The sequence below is a fragment of the Ruegeria sp. SATB027 genome, from assembly GCF_059613825.1.
In genome coordinates this window covers 167716-181551 of record NZ_JBXWTH010000017.1, presented here as the reverse complement: position 1 = coordinate 181551, position 13836 = coordinate 167716, and the positions used below count along the sequence as shown (strand labels likewise).

General features: G+C 56.0%; 16 protein-coding genes. 6 read left to right on the top strand and 10 right to left on the bottom strand.

Annotated features, from left to right (window positions below; all coding sequences use genetic code 11):
* Window positions 1-6 precede the first annotated feature (6 nt).
* From AC2FPW_RS02830 to iscR, 8 genes are read right to left on the bottom strand one after another with little or no spacing between them, the layout of a single operon-like run.
* Window positions 7-573, bottom strand: a complete 567-nt coding sequence (locus AC2FPW_RS02830; RefSeq protein WP_480557851.1) for a YIP1 family protein — start codon at window positions 571-573, stop codon at window positions 7-9.
* Window positions 570-1055: a YIP1 family protein gene (locus AC2FPW_RS02825; RefSeq protein WP_496812585.1), complete on the bottom strand. Its 486-nt coding sequence runs from the start codon at window positions 1053-1055 to the stop codon at window positions 570-572. The genes AC2FPW_RS02830 and AC2FPW_RS02825 overlap by 4 nt, the downstream gene beginning before the upstream one ends.
* Window positions 1055-2335: a SufB/SufD family protein gene (locus AC2FPW_RS02820; RefSeq protein WP_496812493.1), complete on the bottom strand. Its 1281-nt coding sequence runs from the start codon at window positions 2333-2335 to the stop codon at window positions 1055-1057. Before AC2FPW_RS02820 ends, AC2FPW_RS02825 begins: the two co-directional genes overlap by 1 nt.
* Window positions 2335-3090 carry a Fe-S cluster assembly ATPase SufC gene (sufC, locus tag AC2FPW_RS02815; RefSeq protein ID WP_496812492.1) on the bottom strand — a complete coding sequence of 252 codons (756 nt, stop codon included), beginning with the start codon at window positions 3088-3090 and terminating at the stop codon, window positions 2335-2337. The genes AC2FPW_RS02820 and sufC overlap by 1 nt, the downstream gene beginning before the upstream one ends.
* Before the next feature lie 48 nt (window positions 3091-3138).
* Complete coding sequence (locus AC2FPW_RS02810; RefSeq protein WP_496812491.1) at window positions 3139-3342, bottom strand: hypothetical protein; 204 nt, start codon at window positions 3340-3342, stop codon at window positions 3139-3141.
* Window positions 3342-4862 carry a Fe-S cluster assembly protein SufB gene (gene sufB, locus AC2FPW_RS02805; protein ID WP_267365773.1) on the bottom strand — a complete coding sequence of 507 codons (1521 nt, stop codon included), beginning with the start codon at window positions 4860-4862 and terminating at the stop codon, window positions 3342-3344. Before sufB ends, AC2FPW_RS02810 begins: the two co-directional genes overlap by 1 nt.
* A gap of 18 nt (window positions 4863-4880) precedes the next feature.
* Window positions 4881-5960 carry a cysteine desulfurase family protein gene (locus tag AC2FPW_RS02800; protein WP_496812489.1) on the bottom strand — a complete coding sequence of 360 codons (1080 nt, stop codon included), beginning with the start codon at window positions 5958-5960 and terminating at the stop codon, window positions 4881-4883.
* Window positions 5961-6011: 51 nt separating this feature from the next.
* Window positions 6012-6470 (bottom strand): Fe-S cluster assembly transcriptional regulator IscR, encoded by a 459-nt coding sequence (gene iscR, locus AC2FPW_RS02795; protein ID WP_496812488.1) that lies wholly within the window; start codon window positions 6468-6470, stop codon window positions 6012-6014.
* Window positions 6471-6649: 179 nt separating this feature from the next.
* On the opposite strand from iscR, the gene AC2FPW_RS02790 reads away from it, so the two are divergent.
* The 6 genes from AC2FPW_RS02790 (at window position 6650) to AC2FPW_RS02765 (ending at window position 12394) form a co-directional block, all read left to right on the top strand.
* Window positions 6650-7303, top strand: a complete 654-nt coding sequence (locus tag AC2FPW_RS02790) for an alpha/beta hydrolase (protein ID WP_170424714.1) — start codon at window positions 6650-6652, stop codon at window positions 7301-7303.
* A complete protein-coding gene (locus AC2FPW_RS02785; protein WP_267366187.1) occupies window positions 7303-7548 on the top strand; it encodes a hypothetical protein in 246 nt (81 codons plus the stop codon). The genes AC2FPW_RS02790 and AC2FPW_RS02785 overlap by 1 nt, the downstream gene beginning before the upstream one ends.
* Window positions 7545-8714: an HD domain-containing protein gene (locus tag AC2FPW_RS02780; protein WP_496812487.1), complete on the top strand. Its 1170-nt coding sequence runs from the start codon at window positions 7545-7547 to the stop codon at window positions 8712-8714. Before AC2FPW_RS02785 ends, AC2FPW_RS02780 begins: the two co-directional genes overlap by 4 nt.
* A 362-nt stretch (window positions 8715-9076) precedes the next feature.
* A complete protein-coding gene (locus AC2FPW_RS02775) occupies window positions 9077-9412 on the top strand; it encodes an SMR family transporter (RefSeq protein WP_267366185.1) in 336 nt (111 codons plus the stop codon).
* 76 nt (window positions 9413-9488) lie between these two features.
* A complete protein-coding gene (gene typA, locus AC2FPW_RS02770; protein ID WP_480564718.1) occupies window positions 9489-11306 on the top strand; it encodes a translational GTPase TypA in 1818 nt (605 codons plus the stop codon).
* Window positions 11307-11926: 620 nt separating this feature from the next.
* Window positions 11927-12394, top strand: a complete 468-nt coding sequence (locus AC2FPW_RS02765; RefSeq protein ID WP_496812486.1) for a histone H1-like repetitive region-containing protein — start codon at window positions 11927-11929, stop codon at window positions 12392-12394.
* Between the two features lie 159 nt (window positions 12395-12553).
* On the opposite strand, the gene AC2FPW_RS02760 is transcribed toward AC2FPW_RS02765, so the two are convergent.
* Both AC2FPW_RS02760 and AC2FPW_RS02755 read right to left on the bottom strand, forming a co-directional pair.
* Complete coding sequence (locus AC2FPW_RS02760) at window positions 12554-13177, bottom strand: transglutaminase-like cysteine peptidase (RefSeq protein ID WP_480480872.1); 624 nt, start codon at window positions 13175-13177, stop codon at window positions 12554-12556.
* A 371-nt stretch (window positions 13178-13548) separates the two neighbouring features.
* Window positions 13549-13836, bottom strand: coding sequence for a DUF1330 domain-containing protein (locus AC2FPW_RS02755; RefSeq protein ID WP_480485606.1), 288 nt, complete (start codon window positions 13834-13836; stop codon window positions 13549-13551).

Sequence of the window (13836 nt, the reverse complement as noted above, 5' to 3'; positions counted from 1 at the left end):
GTATTCCTAGACGGGCCCGGTTGGGCTTAGAAACAGAACAAAAGGGATGGCGACAAGGGCTGACAACACAATTACCGCAAAGGATTTCCAGAGCGACCCGAGCTGATGCGCTTCGTTCAGAAAATGAAGCGTGACGTAAAGGCTCAGGATTGCTGTCGCCAACAATGTCATCATCATCAGGAACGGTAGGGTCAGGCTCAAGATCAGCGTCACGACCAAGGCGGCTATTTGCAGGAACTGTAGCCAGATCGTCAGAACCATCAGATCATCGAACCTCGCCAGACCTCCAAACATCCGCCCGACCAGCAGAAACGCGACAATGCTCAGCATCATGGCCCCGGCTGAGCGCACCAAAACCATGGGAATGCTTTCGAGCGCAGGAGAGGGTTGACCCGCCGCCACTGTTATCGACAGATCAATTCCCAATTGGACAACGCAGTTCAAAACGACCGCCAGCGCAAATGCCAGCCAAAGCACTTCTCGCCCCAGCTTGAGCGCCATCAGTTGTCGCGCCGCTTCGGACGGGTTCTTGATCGTCAAGGCCGCCAGATTTCCCAGAAAACTCGAATTCATGCGACGGACCTTTGCACTTGTCTGAAACCGGATACCCAGAACCAGACAAAAACAGCAACCCAGGCGAGACCTACAAACGTCAAGGTAGGCCCTGGCCCGATGAACCCGGCGACAAGGCCGTTCAGCAGAATCAGCGGCGCAGAGGATAACAGCGCCCAGAACAGTGCCAGGCGTGCACCATAAGCGCTTCCCTGCCCGCCAAACAGGCGTGCCGCCCAATGAGATACCAGTGCCAGCGTGTAAAAAACCAAGGGCAGAATGAACACTGATCCAAGCAGAGCACCACCCAGAAGCATATTCAGCTCAACGCCTTCCAGATGCGCTTTACGGGCAAGGCCAGGCATCTGGGCGATGAATGCCACCACACAAAAAGCCATGACAAAGATCAGCGCCCGGTCTTCTCGTTGGCCCATATCCAGAAGCCTGCGCACCACGCGCCCCGGCCCCCGGTACGTTGCTAGGATATCCGACGACAGGGCCATCAGCTTCGACGCGCCAGCCACCCTTCCAGACGGCTTACGATTTCATCTGCCAAAGCACTGTTTTCGATTTCGTCCACCGCTTCGGCCAGGAACGCCAGCGTCAACATGTTGGTCGCGTCCTTGACCGGTACACCCCGTGACCGAAGATAGAACAGCGCTGTTTCGTCAATCGCCCCCGAGGTTGAGCCGTGGGAACACGCCACGTCATCGGCGTAGATCTCTAGCTCCGGTTTGGCGAGGAACTGGCTGTCATCATCCAAAAGCAGCGATTGGCTGATTTGGTAGCCGTCAGTTTTCTGAGCCCCTTCCTTTACAAGGATCTTGCCCTGAAACACTCCGGTCGCACCGTTGCGAAGAACTTTCTTAAAGACCTGACGGCTTTCGCAATTCACCGCGTCATGGGTGATGAAAACCGTGTCATCATGGTGGAAATCACCATCCCCAACACAGGCCCCGGCCACATGCGCCACCGCATTGTCCCCGGTCAGTTCAACAACCTGTTCGTTACGGGTCAGCACCCCATTCGCCGTCAAGGTGAAGGACTTGTAGACCGATTCTGCCCCCAAACGCGTGAACATATGGGTCGCGGCGCGACGTTCATGGTCCCTGCCCTGCGCCCGCACATGATGCAGCGTCCCCTTGTCGGCAATTTCAATTTCCATGCATTTGTTGAAACGCGACGCCGCCGGGCCGGATTCAAGAATTGTCACCTCGGCCCCGCTTTCCACGCGAATAACGTGATGGAGGATCGCATCGGATGTCGGCGAGGCATGACGATAGATCAGGTTGATCGGTTTAGAGGGTTTGCCTGTAACGTGAATGGCAACGCCGTCCGACGCAAAGGCCGTGTTCAATGCAGCCAACGGACGTTGAACCGGGGACTGGCCACGCGCTTCCAGAACGCCATACAGGTCTTTTGCCCAATGAATGTCTTTGCAGCAGATGTCTTCAATCCGGTCGATCTTGACACCGTCCAGCGACAGATCATCGGATTCCTCGGCGCTGAACACCCCGTCGACAAAGACTATTTTCAAACGGTCAAGGTCGTTGAATAGTACCGGTTCATCATTGATAAACACCGCCGCAGGCAAAGCCTCGGCAGAAATCAGACTGTCGGGCTGAGTGTATTTCCAGTACTCATCCCGGCGCCCCGGCAGCCCGGATTCCAGAACACGCGCCAAAGCGTCTTCTCGTGCACCACGGGTGCAGCCCGCGTCAGGCATGGTCAGCGCGGCCAGACGCGCCTCGGTTGCGGATTGTTTCGCTTGCGGCAAAGCCATCAGTTCACCTCGGCCAGAATGTCAGCATAACCGTTGTTTTCAACTTCAAGCGCCAGTTCAGGTCCGCCCGTCTTAACGATGCGACCATTGGCCATAATATGCACAACATCCGGTTTAATATGATCCAGCAGGCGCTGATAATGCGTGATCACCAGAAACCCACGGCCTTCGTCCCGCAGGGCATTCACACCTTCGGCCACCAGCTTCATCGCGTCCACATCCAGGCCCGAGTCGGTTTCGTCCATGATGCACATCTTTGGTTCAAGCATGGCCATCTGCAGGATTTCGTTACGCTTTTTCTCACCACCCGAAAAACCAACATTGACCGGACGCTTGAGCATTTCTGCGTCGATCTTCAGCGTCTTGGCCTTGGCACGCACCTCTTTCAGGAAGTCTGCGGCAGACAGTTCCTCTTCTCCACGGGCCTTGCGCTGCGCGTTTACTGCGGTGCGCAGGAACGTCATGTTGCCAACGCCGGGGATTTCAACCGGGTATTGGAAAGCAAGGAAAACACCCGCTGCCGCGCGTTCTTCCGGTTCCATCTCCAGCAGATCCTGACCGTCCAGAGTAGCCGAACCTTCAGTCACTTCGTACCCGTCGCGCCCCGACAGAACATAGCTGAGGGTCGATTTGCCCGACCCGTTCGGACCCATAATCGCGTGTACCTTGCCAGCCTCGACCGTCAGGTTCACACCTTTGAGAATCTGTTTGTCTTCTTCTTCAAGCTGTACGTGCAGGTTTTTGATTTCCAGCATTTTTTGTCCTTTTGCGTATCGCAAGGGGCGCCGAGGCCCCGCATTGTTCTAGCCCAGTATTCTGCGGATCAGTCTGGCGAGGATCCAACCCAGGATTGCCCCGCCACCTACTGCCCAAACCGGGTTGATGAATTCCATGTAATGGGTGTTGACGTAGGCCACGCCAAGCAGACCGCCCAGAACCGGCAATGCGTACCCAAGCCAGGTCAGCACATCATCCTTACGGATGCGGGTTCCGGGTGACCGCGTCATTACCCAACCGAACCTTCAAGTGAGATGGCAACCAACTGCTGTGCTTCCATCGCAAACTCCATTGGAAGCGCCTGAAGCACATCTTTGCAGAACCCGTTGACCACCAGGGCCACGGCTTCTTCCTCGTCCATGCCGCGCTGACGGCAGTAGAACAGCTGATCGTCATCAACTTTTGACGTCGTCGCCTCGTGCTCAACGCGGCTCGAGTTGTTCTTGACCTCGATATAGGGAACCGTATGTGCGCCGCATTTGTCGCCGATCAGCAGACTGTCACACTGCGTGTAGTTCCGGCTGTCCTTGGCTTTCGGGTGCATCGACACAAGTCCACGATAGGTGTTCTGGGCCTTGCCCGCGCTGATGCCCTTGGACACGATGCGCGACTTGGTATTCCTGCCCAGATGAATCATCTTGGTGCCGGTGTCGGCCTGCTGATAATTGTTGGCTATCGCGATCGAATAGAACTCACCCTGGCTTTCATTGCCGCGCAGGATGCAGGACGGGTATTTCCATGTCACGGCTGATCCGGTTTCCACCTGTGTCCACATCACCTTGGACCGGTCACCCCGGCAGTCGGCGCGTTTGGTCACGAAGTTATAGATACCGCCCTTGCCGTTTTCATCCCCCGGAAACCAGTTCTGAACGGTCGAGTATTTCACCTCGGCATCTTCTTCGACGATGATCTCGACCACAGCGGCATGCAGTTGTGCCGTGTCGCGCTGGGGTGCGGTACAGCCTTCCAGATATGAGACGTACGAGCCCTTGTCAGCAATGATCAGAGTGCGTTCGAACTGGCCCGTGTTCTCGGCGTTGATCCGGAAATAGGTGCTCAGCTCCATCGGGCAGCGAACCCCCGGCGGGATGTAGACGAATGAGCCATCCGAGAATACGGCCGAGTTCAGTGTCGCATAGAAGTTGTCCGATACGGGAACCACGGTTCCCAGGTACTTCTTGACCAATTCGGGATGCTCTTTGATCGCCTCAGAGATCGAGCAGAAGATCACGCCTGCCTTTTTCAGTTCGGCCTGAAAGGTCGTGCCCACGGAAACCGAGTCAAACACTGCATCGACCGCCACCTTGCGGCCCTCGGCAGGTGCATCCTCAGCCCCTTCAACACCAGCCAGAATCATCTGTTCTTTCAGAGGGATACCAAGCTTTTCGTAAGTGGCGAGCAGCTTTGGATCAACCTCATCCAGAGATTTGGGCTTCTCTTCCATCGATTTGGGGCGGGCATAGTAATACTGGTTTTGAAAATCGATTGGCGGATAGTGAACCATCGCCCATTTGGGTTCTTCCATTTTGGTCCAACGCTCGAACGCGGCCAGACGCCATTCGGTCATCCACTCGGGCTCATCGTTTTTCCCCGAGATCAGACGGACGATATCCGGGTTCACGCCTTTGGGCGCGTATTCCATCTCGATATCGGTGTCCCAGCCATATTTGTATGTGCCGACCTCGCGAACCGCGTCCACGGTTTCCTGGTCGACACCTTCTTTCACCTGGGTCTGGTCCAAAGCGGCCATGACTTACCCTCCGTCAGATCACGCAGCCCGCGCGCGATGCTTTTTCTCTTTTTCAAGCCACGTTTCGGCGAAACGCAGCACATCTTCTTCAGTCGTCTCTGGCCCCAACGATACGCGGATTGCGCATGACGCCACCGTCTCATCAAATCCCATTGCCGTCAGAACCCGACTGGTTTTGACCTTGCCGCTGGAACAGGCGGATCCCGCACTGATGGCAAAGCCAGACAAATCCATCTGCATCACCTGCGTTTCGCCTTTCCAGCCGGGCGTCGCGAAACACAGGGTGTTCGGGAGTCGCTCCTGATCTTTCCCGACAAAAATAGTAGATATTGCACCAGCCTCAAGGGCGTTTTCTAGAATATTTCTAAGTTCTCTGACTTTTTCCCATACTCCATCCGCCAGATCGCGCTGAGCAGCCTCGGCAGCCGCGCCAAATCCGGCAATACCCACCACATTTTCAGTACCGGATCTTCGGCCCATTTCCTGTCCGCCACCGCTGGCCAAAGGTTCGATATCGATACCTTGCCGCAGGATCAAAGCGCCAACACCTTTTGGCCCGCCAATCTTATGCGCCGACAGGATCGCCATATCAGCGCCGCTCCAGGCGAAGGAAAATGGAATGCGTCCGACAACCTGCGTAATATCCAGCAACAGCCAGTCCGCGCGCCGCGCGCCATAGGGCCACTGGTTCTCAACTTTCTGTGGCGGCTGCGTGATGACTCCGGTTTCGGAGTTCGCAAGCCCCATCGCCAATACGTGCCCGGGGCCAAAGGGATACTCGCTGCAATGGGTCAGATCGAAATGCGACCACAGCGCATCGTGGGCAGTGCTGTCGACAAAGACGTCGCAGCCTTCGGGGCGATTTTGCAGAACCCGCGCCGCTTCGGTCGCGCCAGAGGTAAATATGACCTCTTGCGGACGGCAACCGACGGCCTCGGCGACCTGAGCCCGCGCGCGTTCGACCAGCGCTTTTGCGGCACGTCCTTCCGCATGAACAGATGACGGGTTCCCGACCACATCCATCGCCGCGATCATTGCCTCGCGCGCTTCGGGTCGCAGCGGCGTAGTCGCGTTATGATCCAGATAAACACGTTTCATGGATACATCTTTTCCTGCACAGAACTCATATGCATGTTCGACTTACCCAGCTCATTCATCGACGACGGAAAACAGGCTTGGAACTGCCGGGCAAGGCGCAAGGTCATTTCTGATCACATCCGACAGGCGCGTCTGGTGCAGGAAGACATAAACATGCGCGCTCAGGCTTTCCCACAAGCGGTTCGTCAGGGATTGCGCCCTGCTACCCGATGACGCACCGGATGCTCCGGCCCCTTTTTGCAGCGCATCAACTGTCTCATCCACGGCGGCCAGAACCTCGACCACGCGAATCTCGGACGCGGGACGTGCAAGACGATACCCCCCTCCGGGCCCACGGACAGAAGCAACCAGTTCCGCGCGACGCAGCTTGACGAAAAGCTGCTCAAGATACGGCAGAGAAATGTCCTGCCGTTCCGAGATTTCGCTCAGGGTTACCAGCCGGTCTGTTGGCTGAAGCGCAATATCCGCCAAAGCGACCATCGCGTAACGCCCTTTGGTCGAAAGCTTCATGCCCTGCCCCCTTTTAGCCGGATCTGCGCGAAATCATTGACGCCGACGCTGCCAGTGCGTATCTCCGACTGACAGCGCGATTGCGCCAAGCAATGTAATTAGAACCGTTCTAAGGTGTCCGACGATTATAGTCAAGTATATCCGGATGCCCGCACGAAAATGACAGGACCAAAGCACACATGCCCGAGGTGATTTTTCCCGGACCCGAAGGCCGCCTGGAAGGCCGTTACCACCCGCAAAAGGAAAAAGACGCACCGATCGCTATCGTGCTTCACCCGCATCCTCAGTTCGGCGGGACCATGAACAACAAGGTGGTCTATAACCTGCACTATGCCTTTTACAACATGGGATTCACAGTGCTGCGCTTTAACTTCCGCGGCGTCGGTCGCAGCCAAGGTGAATATGATCAGGGCGTAGGCGAGCTGAGCGATGCGGCATCTGCGCTGGATTACCTGCAATCCATGAACAACAACTCGAAACACTGTTGGGTTGCGGGCTTTTCGTTTGGGGCGTGGATTGGAATGCAGTTGCTGATGCGCCGCCCCGAAATCACGGGTTTCATCAGCGTGTCGCCGCCTGCAAACATGTATGACTTTTCCTTCCTTGCGCCCTGCCCGTCTTCGGGCCTGATCATCAACGGATCGGCTGACCGTGTGGCACCACCAGCGGATACCACCGCGCTGGTCAACAAGTTGCACGAGCAAAAAGGGATCACGATCACCCATAACGAGGTTGAGGGCGCGGATCATTTCTTCCAGGATCGCCACATGGACACGCTGATCACAGATGTCAGCGACTATGTGAAACGTCGGCTGACCGAGAACACCCGCTAATGTCCGACACCATCACATCGCTCGCGGCCAAACTGGCCGAAGATACGATGAAGGTCATGGACGAAACCGGCGAAGACCGGTTCTTTGTGGAAGTGGGTGAAGTTCTTGGTGCGGCGTCTCAATCTCTGGAAGAGGCTTTCCTGACAGAAATCCGCGTGCGTCTGGCTGAACGCAAGGCCAGACAATTCGTGATCAAGCGCCTCGCTTCGCATCGCGCGAAACTCAAGGCGATTGAAAAGCAATGACCGATCGCCTGGTTGCGCAGGTCGCATTTCTGAAACGGGCCGACAATCTGAAACTGGTCGAGCGGGCAAATGTCCTGCTTGACCAGTCAAGGCCCGAAAACTCCGCCGAACACAGCTGGCACTTGGCTTTGTGGGCAATGGTCATGGCGCCGCTGGCTGGGCCGGACATCTCGGTCGACCGGGTCATCCGCATGTTGCTACTGCATGATCTGGTCGAGATCGTGACAGGTGATCACCCGATTCACCTCAACACGGATTGGGATACCCTGGCCAAGGCTGAACAGGCCGCAGCACAGGAATTGTTTGGCCTGTTGCCCGACGAACAGGCACAGGAATTTCTTTCTCTCTGGCACGAGTTCGAGGCGGACCAGACCCCGGATGCCCGGTTCGCCAAGATTCTGGATCGCTGCCAGCCGCTGTTTCAGGTTCTGTGCGCCACCGACCCGCGACACGATCATGTGGAAATTGCGCAGTCGAACCTGGCGGGAGGGCGCGCAGCTTACCTGGCCCATGCGTTTCCACTGGCCCATCAGCATGCCACAAACCTATTGACCAACTCGGACCATCAGGAAGATGCATTCACGAAAAGATTGGCGTTTCTCACAGAAGCGGATCAGTTGAAATCCGTTCTGCGCGCGTCACGCCTGATGGCCAGTGACCGGTTCGAAAACTCGGCGGAACATTCGTGGCATGTCATGCTCTACGCCTGGGTATTGTCGGAATACGCGCATTCGGATGTTCAAGTGGACCGAATCCTCCAGATGTTGCTTTTGCATGATGTTGTCGAAATCGACGCGGGCGACCACCCGATCCACGGACATGTCGACCACGCGGAACAAGAAGCCAAGGAACAGGCCGCCGCCAAACGACTGTTTGGCCTTCTGCCTGACTGTCAACACAGGTCATTTACTGAACTATGGCGCGAGTTTGAGGCGGCTGAAACCCCGGAAGCCAGATTTGCAAAGGCTGTTGACCGGTTTCAAACACCCATAGCAAATCTGGAAACAGGTGGCGGATCATGGGTCGAATACAAAGTGAAATTCGACCAGATTGTAACGCGTGTCCGACCAGCTATTGCAGCGGGAGCGCCTCAGCTATGGGACTGGCTGCAACCGCAACTGGTTGTGCATTTTGAACATGTCGAAACACCCGATCCTCAAACATAAAAAAAGGAGCCTGAAGGCTCCTTTTTTCTTGCTTGGTTTCTAGCGGCGTTCAAAAAACACTACTACCATCAAACTGTTGAACCACGTTGGCTGCATTCACTTCGACGGACCCCCCGTCAGCAAGCCACCCAATCGCCACTATCAGACCCGAAGCAAATATGATTGATTTCGCAAATAACGTCATCGCTCAAAACTCATTAACAAAAATAAAAAATATAGGGCAAATATTACATTCATTCGATTGAAAAAACAGTCAGGTATACCTGACCCAAGGTAATCTTGTAGACTGCATGGCGGTCGACGTATTTCACTCACGAAAATCGCCACCAAGCCACCCGACCCACCCTTTTCGAGGTACTCAAATGCCCCAAGCCTATCTGTATCTGTTACTGGCAGTGCTGGCGGAAACCATTGGCACGACGGCCTTGCAAGCCAGCCAGCAGTTTTCGCGGTTCTGGCCATCCGTGATCGTTGTCGTTGGATACGCGTTTGCGTTTTACCTCATGGCGCTAACGCTGAAATTCATGCCTGTCGGTATTGTTTATGCAATCTGGTCCGGTCTCGGTATATTCCTGATCGCCGTGATCGGATTCATCGTGTTCGGCCAAAGGCTGGACTGGCCTGCGATCCTGGGGTTGACGTTGATATTGTCCGGAATCCTGATCATTCACCTCTTTTCAAAGACTGCCGGGCACTGAAGGCCGGTTAGGGCTGGTATATTTTGCCGCGCCGCGTTATGCGCGCGGCAACTTCCCGTTCAAAGGCTGACCTCTCATGGACCTGCGCAACATCGCAATCATCGCTCACGTGGACCACGGCAAAACGACCCTGGTGGACGAGCTGCTCAAACAATCCGGTGCATTCCGGGAAAATCAGGCCGTCGCGGAACGCGCCATGGACAGTAACGACCTGGAGCGTGAACGCGGCATCACCATCCTGGCCAAGGCCACCTCGGTTGAGTGGAAAGACACGCGCATCAATATCGTCGACACCCCTGGCCACGCCGATTTCGGTGGCGAGGTCGAGCGCATTCTCAGCATGGTCGACGGTGTTGTTCTGTTGGTGGACGCCGCAGAAGGCCCGATGCCCCAGACCAAGTTTGTAACGTCCAAGGCACTGGCGCTGGGCCTACGCCCGATCGTGGTTCTGAACAAGGTCGATAAGCCGGATGCCGAACCGGATCGCGCGCTGGACGAATGCTTTGACCTGTTCGCCAATCTCGGCGCGGATGACGACCAGCTGGATTTCCCTTCAATGTACGCCTCGGGCCGTTCGGGCTGGGCGGATATGGAGCTGGACGGCCCCCGCAAGGACTTGAGCGCGCTATTCGACCTGATCGTCGATCATGTCCCTGCCCCGAAGCAGGTCGATCACAAAAATGAACCCTTCCGCATGCTGGCCACGACACTGGGCAGTGATCCCTTCATCGGTCGTATCCTGACCGGTCGTGTGGAAAGCGGCACGCTGAAGGCTGGCGACAGCCTCAAGGCGCTCAGCCGCGATGGTTCGGTCATCGAAAACTTCCGCGCCACGAAAATCCTGGCGTTTCGGGGACTGGCCCAGCAGCCCATTGATGTAGCCGAAGCAGGCGACATCGTGACCATCGCTGGCATGAGCAAAGCCACCGTAGCGGATTCACTGGTTGCCCCTCAGGTCACTGAGGCCCTGCCCGCGCAGCCCATCGATCCACCGACCATTACCGTGACCTTCGGTATCAATGATTCTCCGTTGGCAGGCCGTGATGGCAAAAAAGTTCAATCACGCGTCATTCGAGACCGCCTGATGAAGGAAGCCGAGTCGAACGTCGCCATCCGTGTCACCGACACCCCCGGCGGCGAGGCGTTCGAAGTTGCGGGCCGCGGCGAGCTGCAAATGGGCGTTCTGATCGAGAACATGCGCCGAGAAGGCTTTGAGCTTAGCATCTCGCGCCCGCAGGTTCTGTTCCGTGAGGAAGGCGGGCAGCGGCTTGAGCCTATCGAAGAAGTCACTATCGACGTGGATGACGAATATTCTGGTTCCGTTATCGAAAAGATCACCGGCGCCCGCAAAGGTGAACTGGTCGAGATGCGCCCGGCTGGTACTGGCAAGACGCGGATCATCGCCCATGTCCCGTCCCGTGGTCTGATTGGTTACCACGGCGAATTTCTGACCGACACGCGCGGTACCGGCGTACTGAACCGTGTGTTCCACGATTGGGCGCCACATAAGGGGCAAATTCCGGGCCGTCGCGCAGGCGTTCTGATCTCGATGGAGAAAGGTCAGGCTGTGGCTTATGCGCTGTGGAATCTGGAAGAGCGTGGCCGTATGTTTGTTGGTCCGCAAACAGACGTATATCAGGGTATGGTGATCGGCGAACACTCGCGAGACAACGATCTGGAAGTGAACCCGCTCAAAGGCAAGAAGTTGACAAACGTGCGCGCCAGTGGATCCGACGACGCGGTCCGCCTGACGCCGCATATTCAGTTCTCACTGGAAGAGGCAATTGCCTATATCGACGATGATGAACTGGTGGAAGTCACACCAAACGCGGTGCGCCTGCGGAAGCGTTTTCTTGACCCGCACGAGCGTAAGCGGATGGCCAAATCTGCCTAGAACACTCTCAGGTTGCAAACTGACCAAACGGAAACAATGGCATTAGTGTGGCATATTTGCTTCCAATACGACAAAAGACGAAATCAGAAAAACCGGGCTCCATGCCCGGTTTTAATTTGAAAACTAACACCTTTCTCCGCATGGTTGCAAATTTCCGCCCCAGGCCTCACCAACAAGATATTGTAGGCGCCCTCGAATTATGGTCAAAACACGTCAGAAGTGTGACGTCCTTCACAAACACCGATACGGGAATGGTGCAAAGAAGGACGTAGTTTAGTTATCGAGTTCCAAGGAGTTCAAAATGGGTAATAGAGCTCGCAAGTTTCCACTGTTTTTTGTTGCGACAACTTTTCTGCTTTCACCTGCCGGTGAAACCTTTGCCGCTGGGACGTGTACAGTTGCAACAGCACGGCAATCCGCTGCGTCCGCTCAGGTTTTGTGCGAATGCGATGCTGTGACATCCGGCATGATCCGCTACATTCAACGCCGTCATGACTTCGATCAGATCCTGGCGCGCGTCGGTGCAGAATGCGCCCCGCTGGCAGGTCTGCTAAGTGACTTCCCGACCGCATCGATCGGTGTCTCAGACCAGAGATCCGGCGACGGACCTTCCCAGGAAAATGGCACGCCCCCCAATGGCGGTGGCGGTAACCCAACCGGTGGTGAAGAACCCGGTGGCGAAGAGCCTGGTGGTGAAGAACCCGGTGGGGAAGAGCCTGGTGGTGAAGAGCCCGGTGGGGAAGAGCCCGGTGGTGAAGAGACCGGTGGGGAAGAGCCCGGTGGTGAAGAGCCCGGTGGGGAAGAGCCCGGTGGGGAAGAACCCGGTGGGGAAGAACCCGGTGGGGAAGAACCCGGTGGGGAAGAGACCGGTGGGGAAGAGCCCGGTGGTGAAGAGACCGGTGGGGAAGAGCCCGGTGGTGAAGAGCCCGGTGGCGAAGAACCCGGCGGCGAAGAACCCGGTGGGGAAGAACCCGGTGGTGAAGAGCCCGGTGGTGAAGAGCCCGGTGGGGAAGAGCAAGAAGAAGACCGATAGAGACGAAACCGAATACCAGCGAACCGGCCTCAGGAATGCGGAGCGTATTCGATAGAAAAAACTCTGCTGGTCGTGGCATCGGGGCTAGAATACGTCGATACGCAAAACGTTCGGATTAATCCGTCCAAGCGACAGGACAAAGACTACTCTCTTGGGCGCAGACCAAATCTGCGTCCAAGGGCAAGATTTTGGGTATGTAAATATACCACTGAGGTCAGCTGCGCCCGTAAACGCCGACCCATTGACTGGGCCGCTTCGGATCTTGCATGCGCAGGAACAAATAGCGCGTAGCTGTCCAGGGTTTAATCCGGTTTGTGAGATTGTCCAAGATCAGGTCGCCCTGCGCCGAGCGGTAGACCAGAACCGCATGAGGTGTCCGGCGTGTGTCCAGAACGGTGGCAATCAAAAGCTTACTTGGATCAACCCCGGCATGGATCAGATCCCTCTTCTTCAACAATGCAAAGTCTTCACAATCACCGCCTCTGGGTGTTGGCAAGGCCCATCGCTCGCGCGTTTTGTACTGGGATTGATCAGTAACTTCACGGGTCGACGCGTTTACGCGGCGATTCACCTGATTTACCACCGTCAGCTCTTGGTGGCTGGACAACGTGACCGAGCGTTTTGCAGTGCAAGCCCAGTTATATTGGTTGCATAGGTTGATTGCGCCTGAGGGCGGAGGTGAAGACGCAACGATAGGGATAAAGACGCCGTCGGATGCCTGCGCGACAGGTGCGGAGGCGATGACGCCGATACACACGGTGCAGATACCCAATGCGCGCGCCGCAGCCGATGCAAGAGCGGCAACACACCTCTTGGCTAAATTCGCGAATGAAATCATGCGAGTTCCCCGATCCGATGTTCTTCGAACGATTGCATGTCCAACTGCACCACATTCTGTTTCTTGAAACTATCTGTGATCAGGCGTTTCGCGCAATCTTTTGAGACCCTGCAAAGGAAACGGGGCGAAAATTCGTCCGAGATTCTGACAATTTCACGTAAGAATTTTGTTGGCGCGGCCACAATTCAGCCAAGAACCATTCGACAGAGCGGGAGCGTTGAAGGGTAAGCGATTGAAATAAAACTATTAAACAAAAAAAGCCCGCTGTCGCGGGCTAATCTTTATGAACTGAACAGGACATAAGCCGAATCTTGCTTATTCACCGTCAGTTTTTTCGGAATTATCAGTATCTTGGATACTAAACCCGAAGTTCACTCCGTGATTTCGACCACTACCAGTTCACGTTCACTTGCGCCGCGCGCGTGATTCAGGGCCTGCTGGTAGTCATCCGAGTTATAGCAATCAACCGCAGCCTCCAGCGTCGGGAAGCGGGCCACCACGTTTCGTGGACGTTCCTTGCCTTCCAGCTGAACGTACCGCGCAGCACGGGCGATAAACTCGCCCCCGTGCTTGGCGATGGCCGGTCCGGCCAGTTCAGCGTATTTGCCGTACGCCTCAGTGTCCGTCACCGTGACATGCGCAATCCAAAGAGCAGCCAT

Bases quoted from the DNA above. Each gene is read 5' to 3' on its own strand.
- AC2FPW_RS02785 (WP_267366187.1), top strand. From the start codon at position 7,303: ATGTCCGACACCATCACATCGCTCGCGGCCAAACTGGCCGAAGATACG.
- AC2FPW_RS02830 (WP_480557851.1), bottom strand. From the start codon at position 573: ATGAATTCGAGTTTTCTGGGAAATCTGGCGGCCTTGACGATCAAGAAC.
- AC2FPW_RS02755 (WP_480485606.1), bottom strand. From the start codon at position 13,836: ATGGCTGCTCTTTGGATTGCGCATGTCACGGTGACGGACACTGAGGCG.
- sufB (WP_267365773.1), bottom strand. From the start codon at position 4,862: ATGGCCGCTTTGGACCAGACCCAGGTGAAAGAAGGTGTCGACCAGGAA.
- AC2FPW_RS02775 (WP_267366185.1), top strand. From the start codon at position 9,077: ATGCCCCAAGCCTATCTGTATCTGTTACTGGCAGTGCTGGCGGAAACC.
- AC2FPW_RS02820 (WP_496812493.1), bottom strand. From the start codon at position 2,335: ATGGCTTTGCCGCAAGCGAAACAATCCGCAACCGAGGCGCGTCTGGCC.
- AC2FPW_RS02825 (WP_496812585.1), bottom strand. From the start codon at position 1,055: ATGGCCCTGTCGTCGGATATCCTAGCAACGTACCGGGGGCCGGGGCGC.
- AC2FPW_RS02800 (WP_496812489.1), bottom strand. From the start codon at position 5,960: ATGAAACGTGTTTATCTGGATCATAACGCGACTACGCCGCTGCGACCC.
- typA (WP_480564718.1), top strand. From the start codon at position 9,489: ATGGACCTGCGCAACATCGCAATCATCGCTCACGTGGACCACGGCAAA.
- iscR (WP_496812488.1), bottom strand. From the start codon at position 6,470: ATGAAGCTTTCGACCAAAGGGCGTTACGCGATGGTCGCTTTGGCGGAT.
- AC2FPW_RS02780 (WP_496812487.1), top strand. From the start codon at position 7,545: ATGACCGATCGCCTGGTTGCGCAGGTCGCATTTCTGAAACGGGCCGAC.
- AC2FPW_RS02790 (WP_170424714.1), top strand. From the start codon at position 6,650: ATGCCCGAGGTGATTTTTCCCGGACCCGAAGGCCGCCTGGAAGGCCGT.
- AC2FPW_RS02765 (WP_496812486.1), top strand. From the start codon at position 11,927: ATGGCACGCCCCCCAATGGCGGTGGCGGTAACCCAACCGGTGGTGAAG.
- sufC (WP_496812492.1), bottom strand. From the start codon at position 3,090: ATGCTGGAAATCAAAAACCTGCACGTACAGCTTGAAGAAGAAGACAAA.
- AC2FPW_RS02810 (WP_496812491.1), bottom strand. From the start codon at position 3,342: ATGACGCGGTCACCCGGAACCCGCATCCGTAAGGATGATGTGCTGACC.
- AC2FPW_RS02760 (WP_480480872.1), bottom strand. From the start codon at position 13,177: ATGATTTCATTCGCGAATTTAGCCAAGAGGTGTGTTGCCGCTCTTGCA.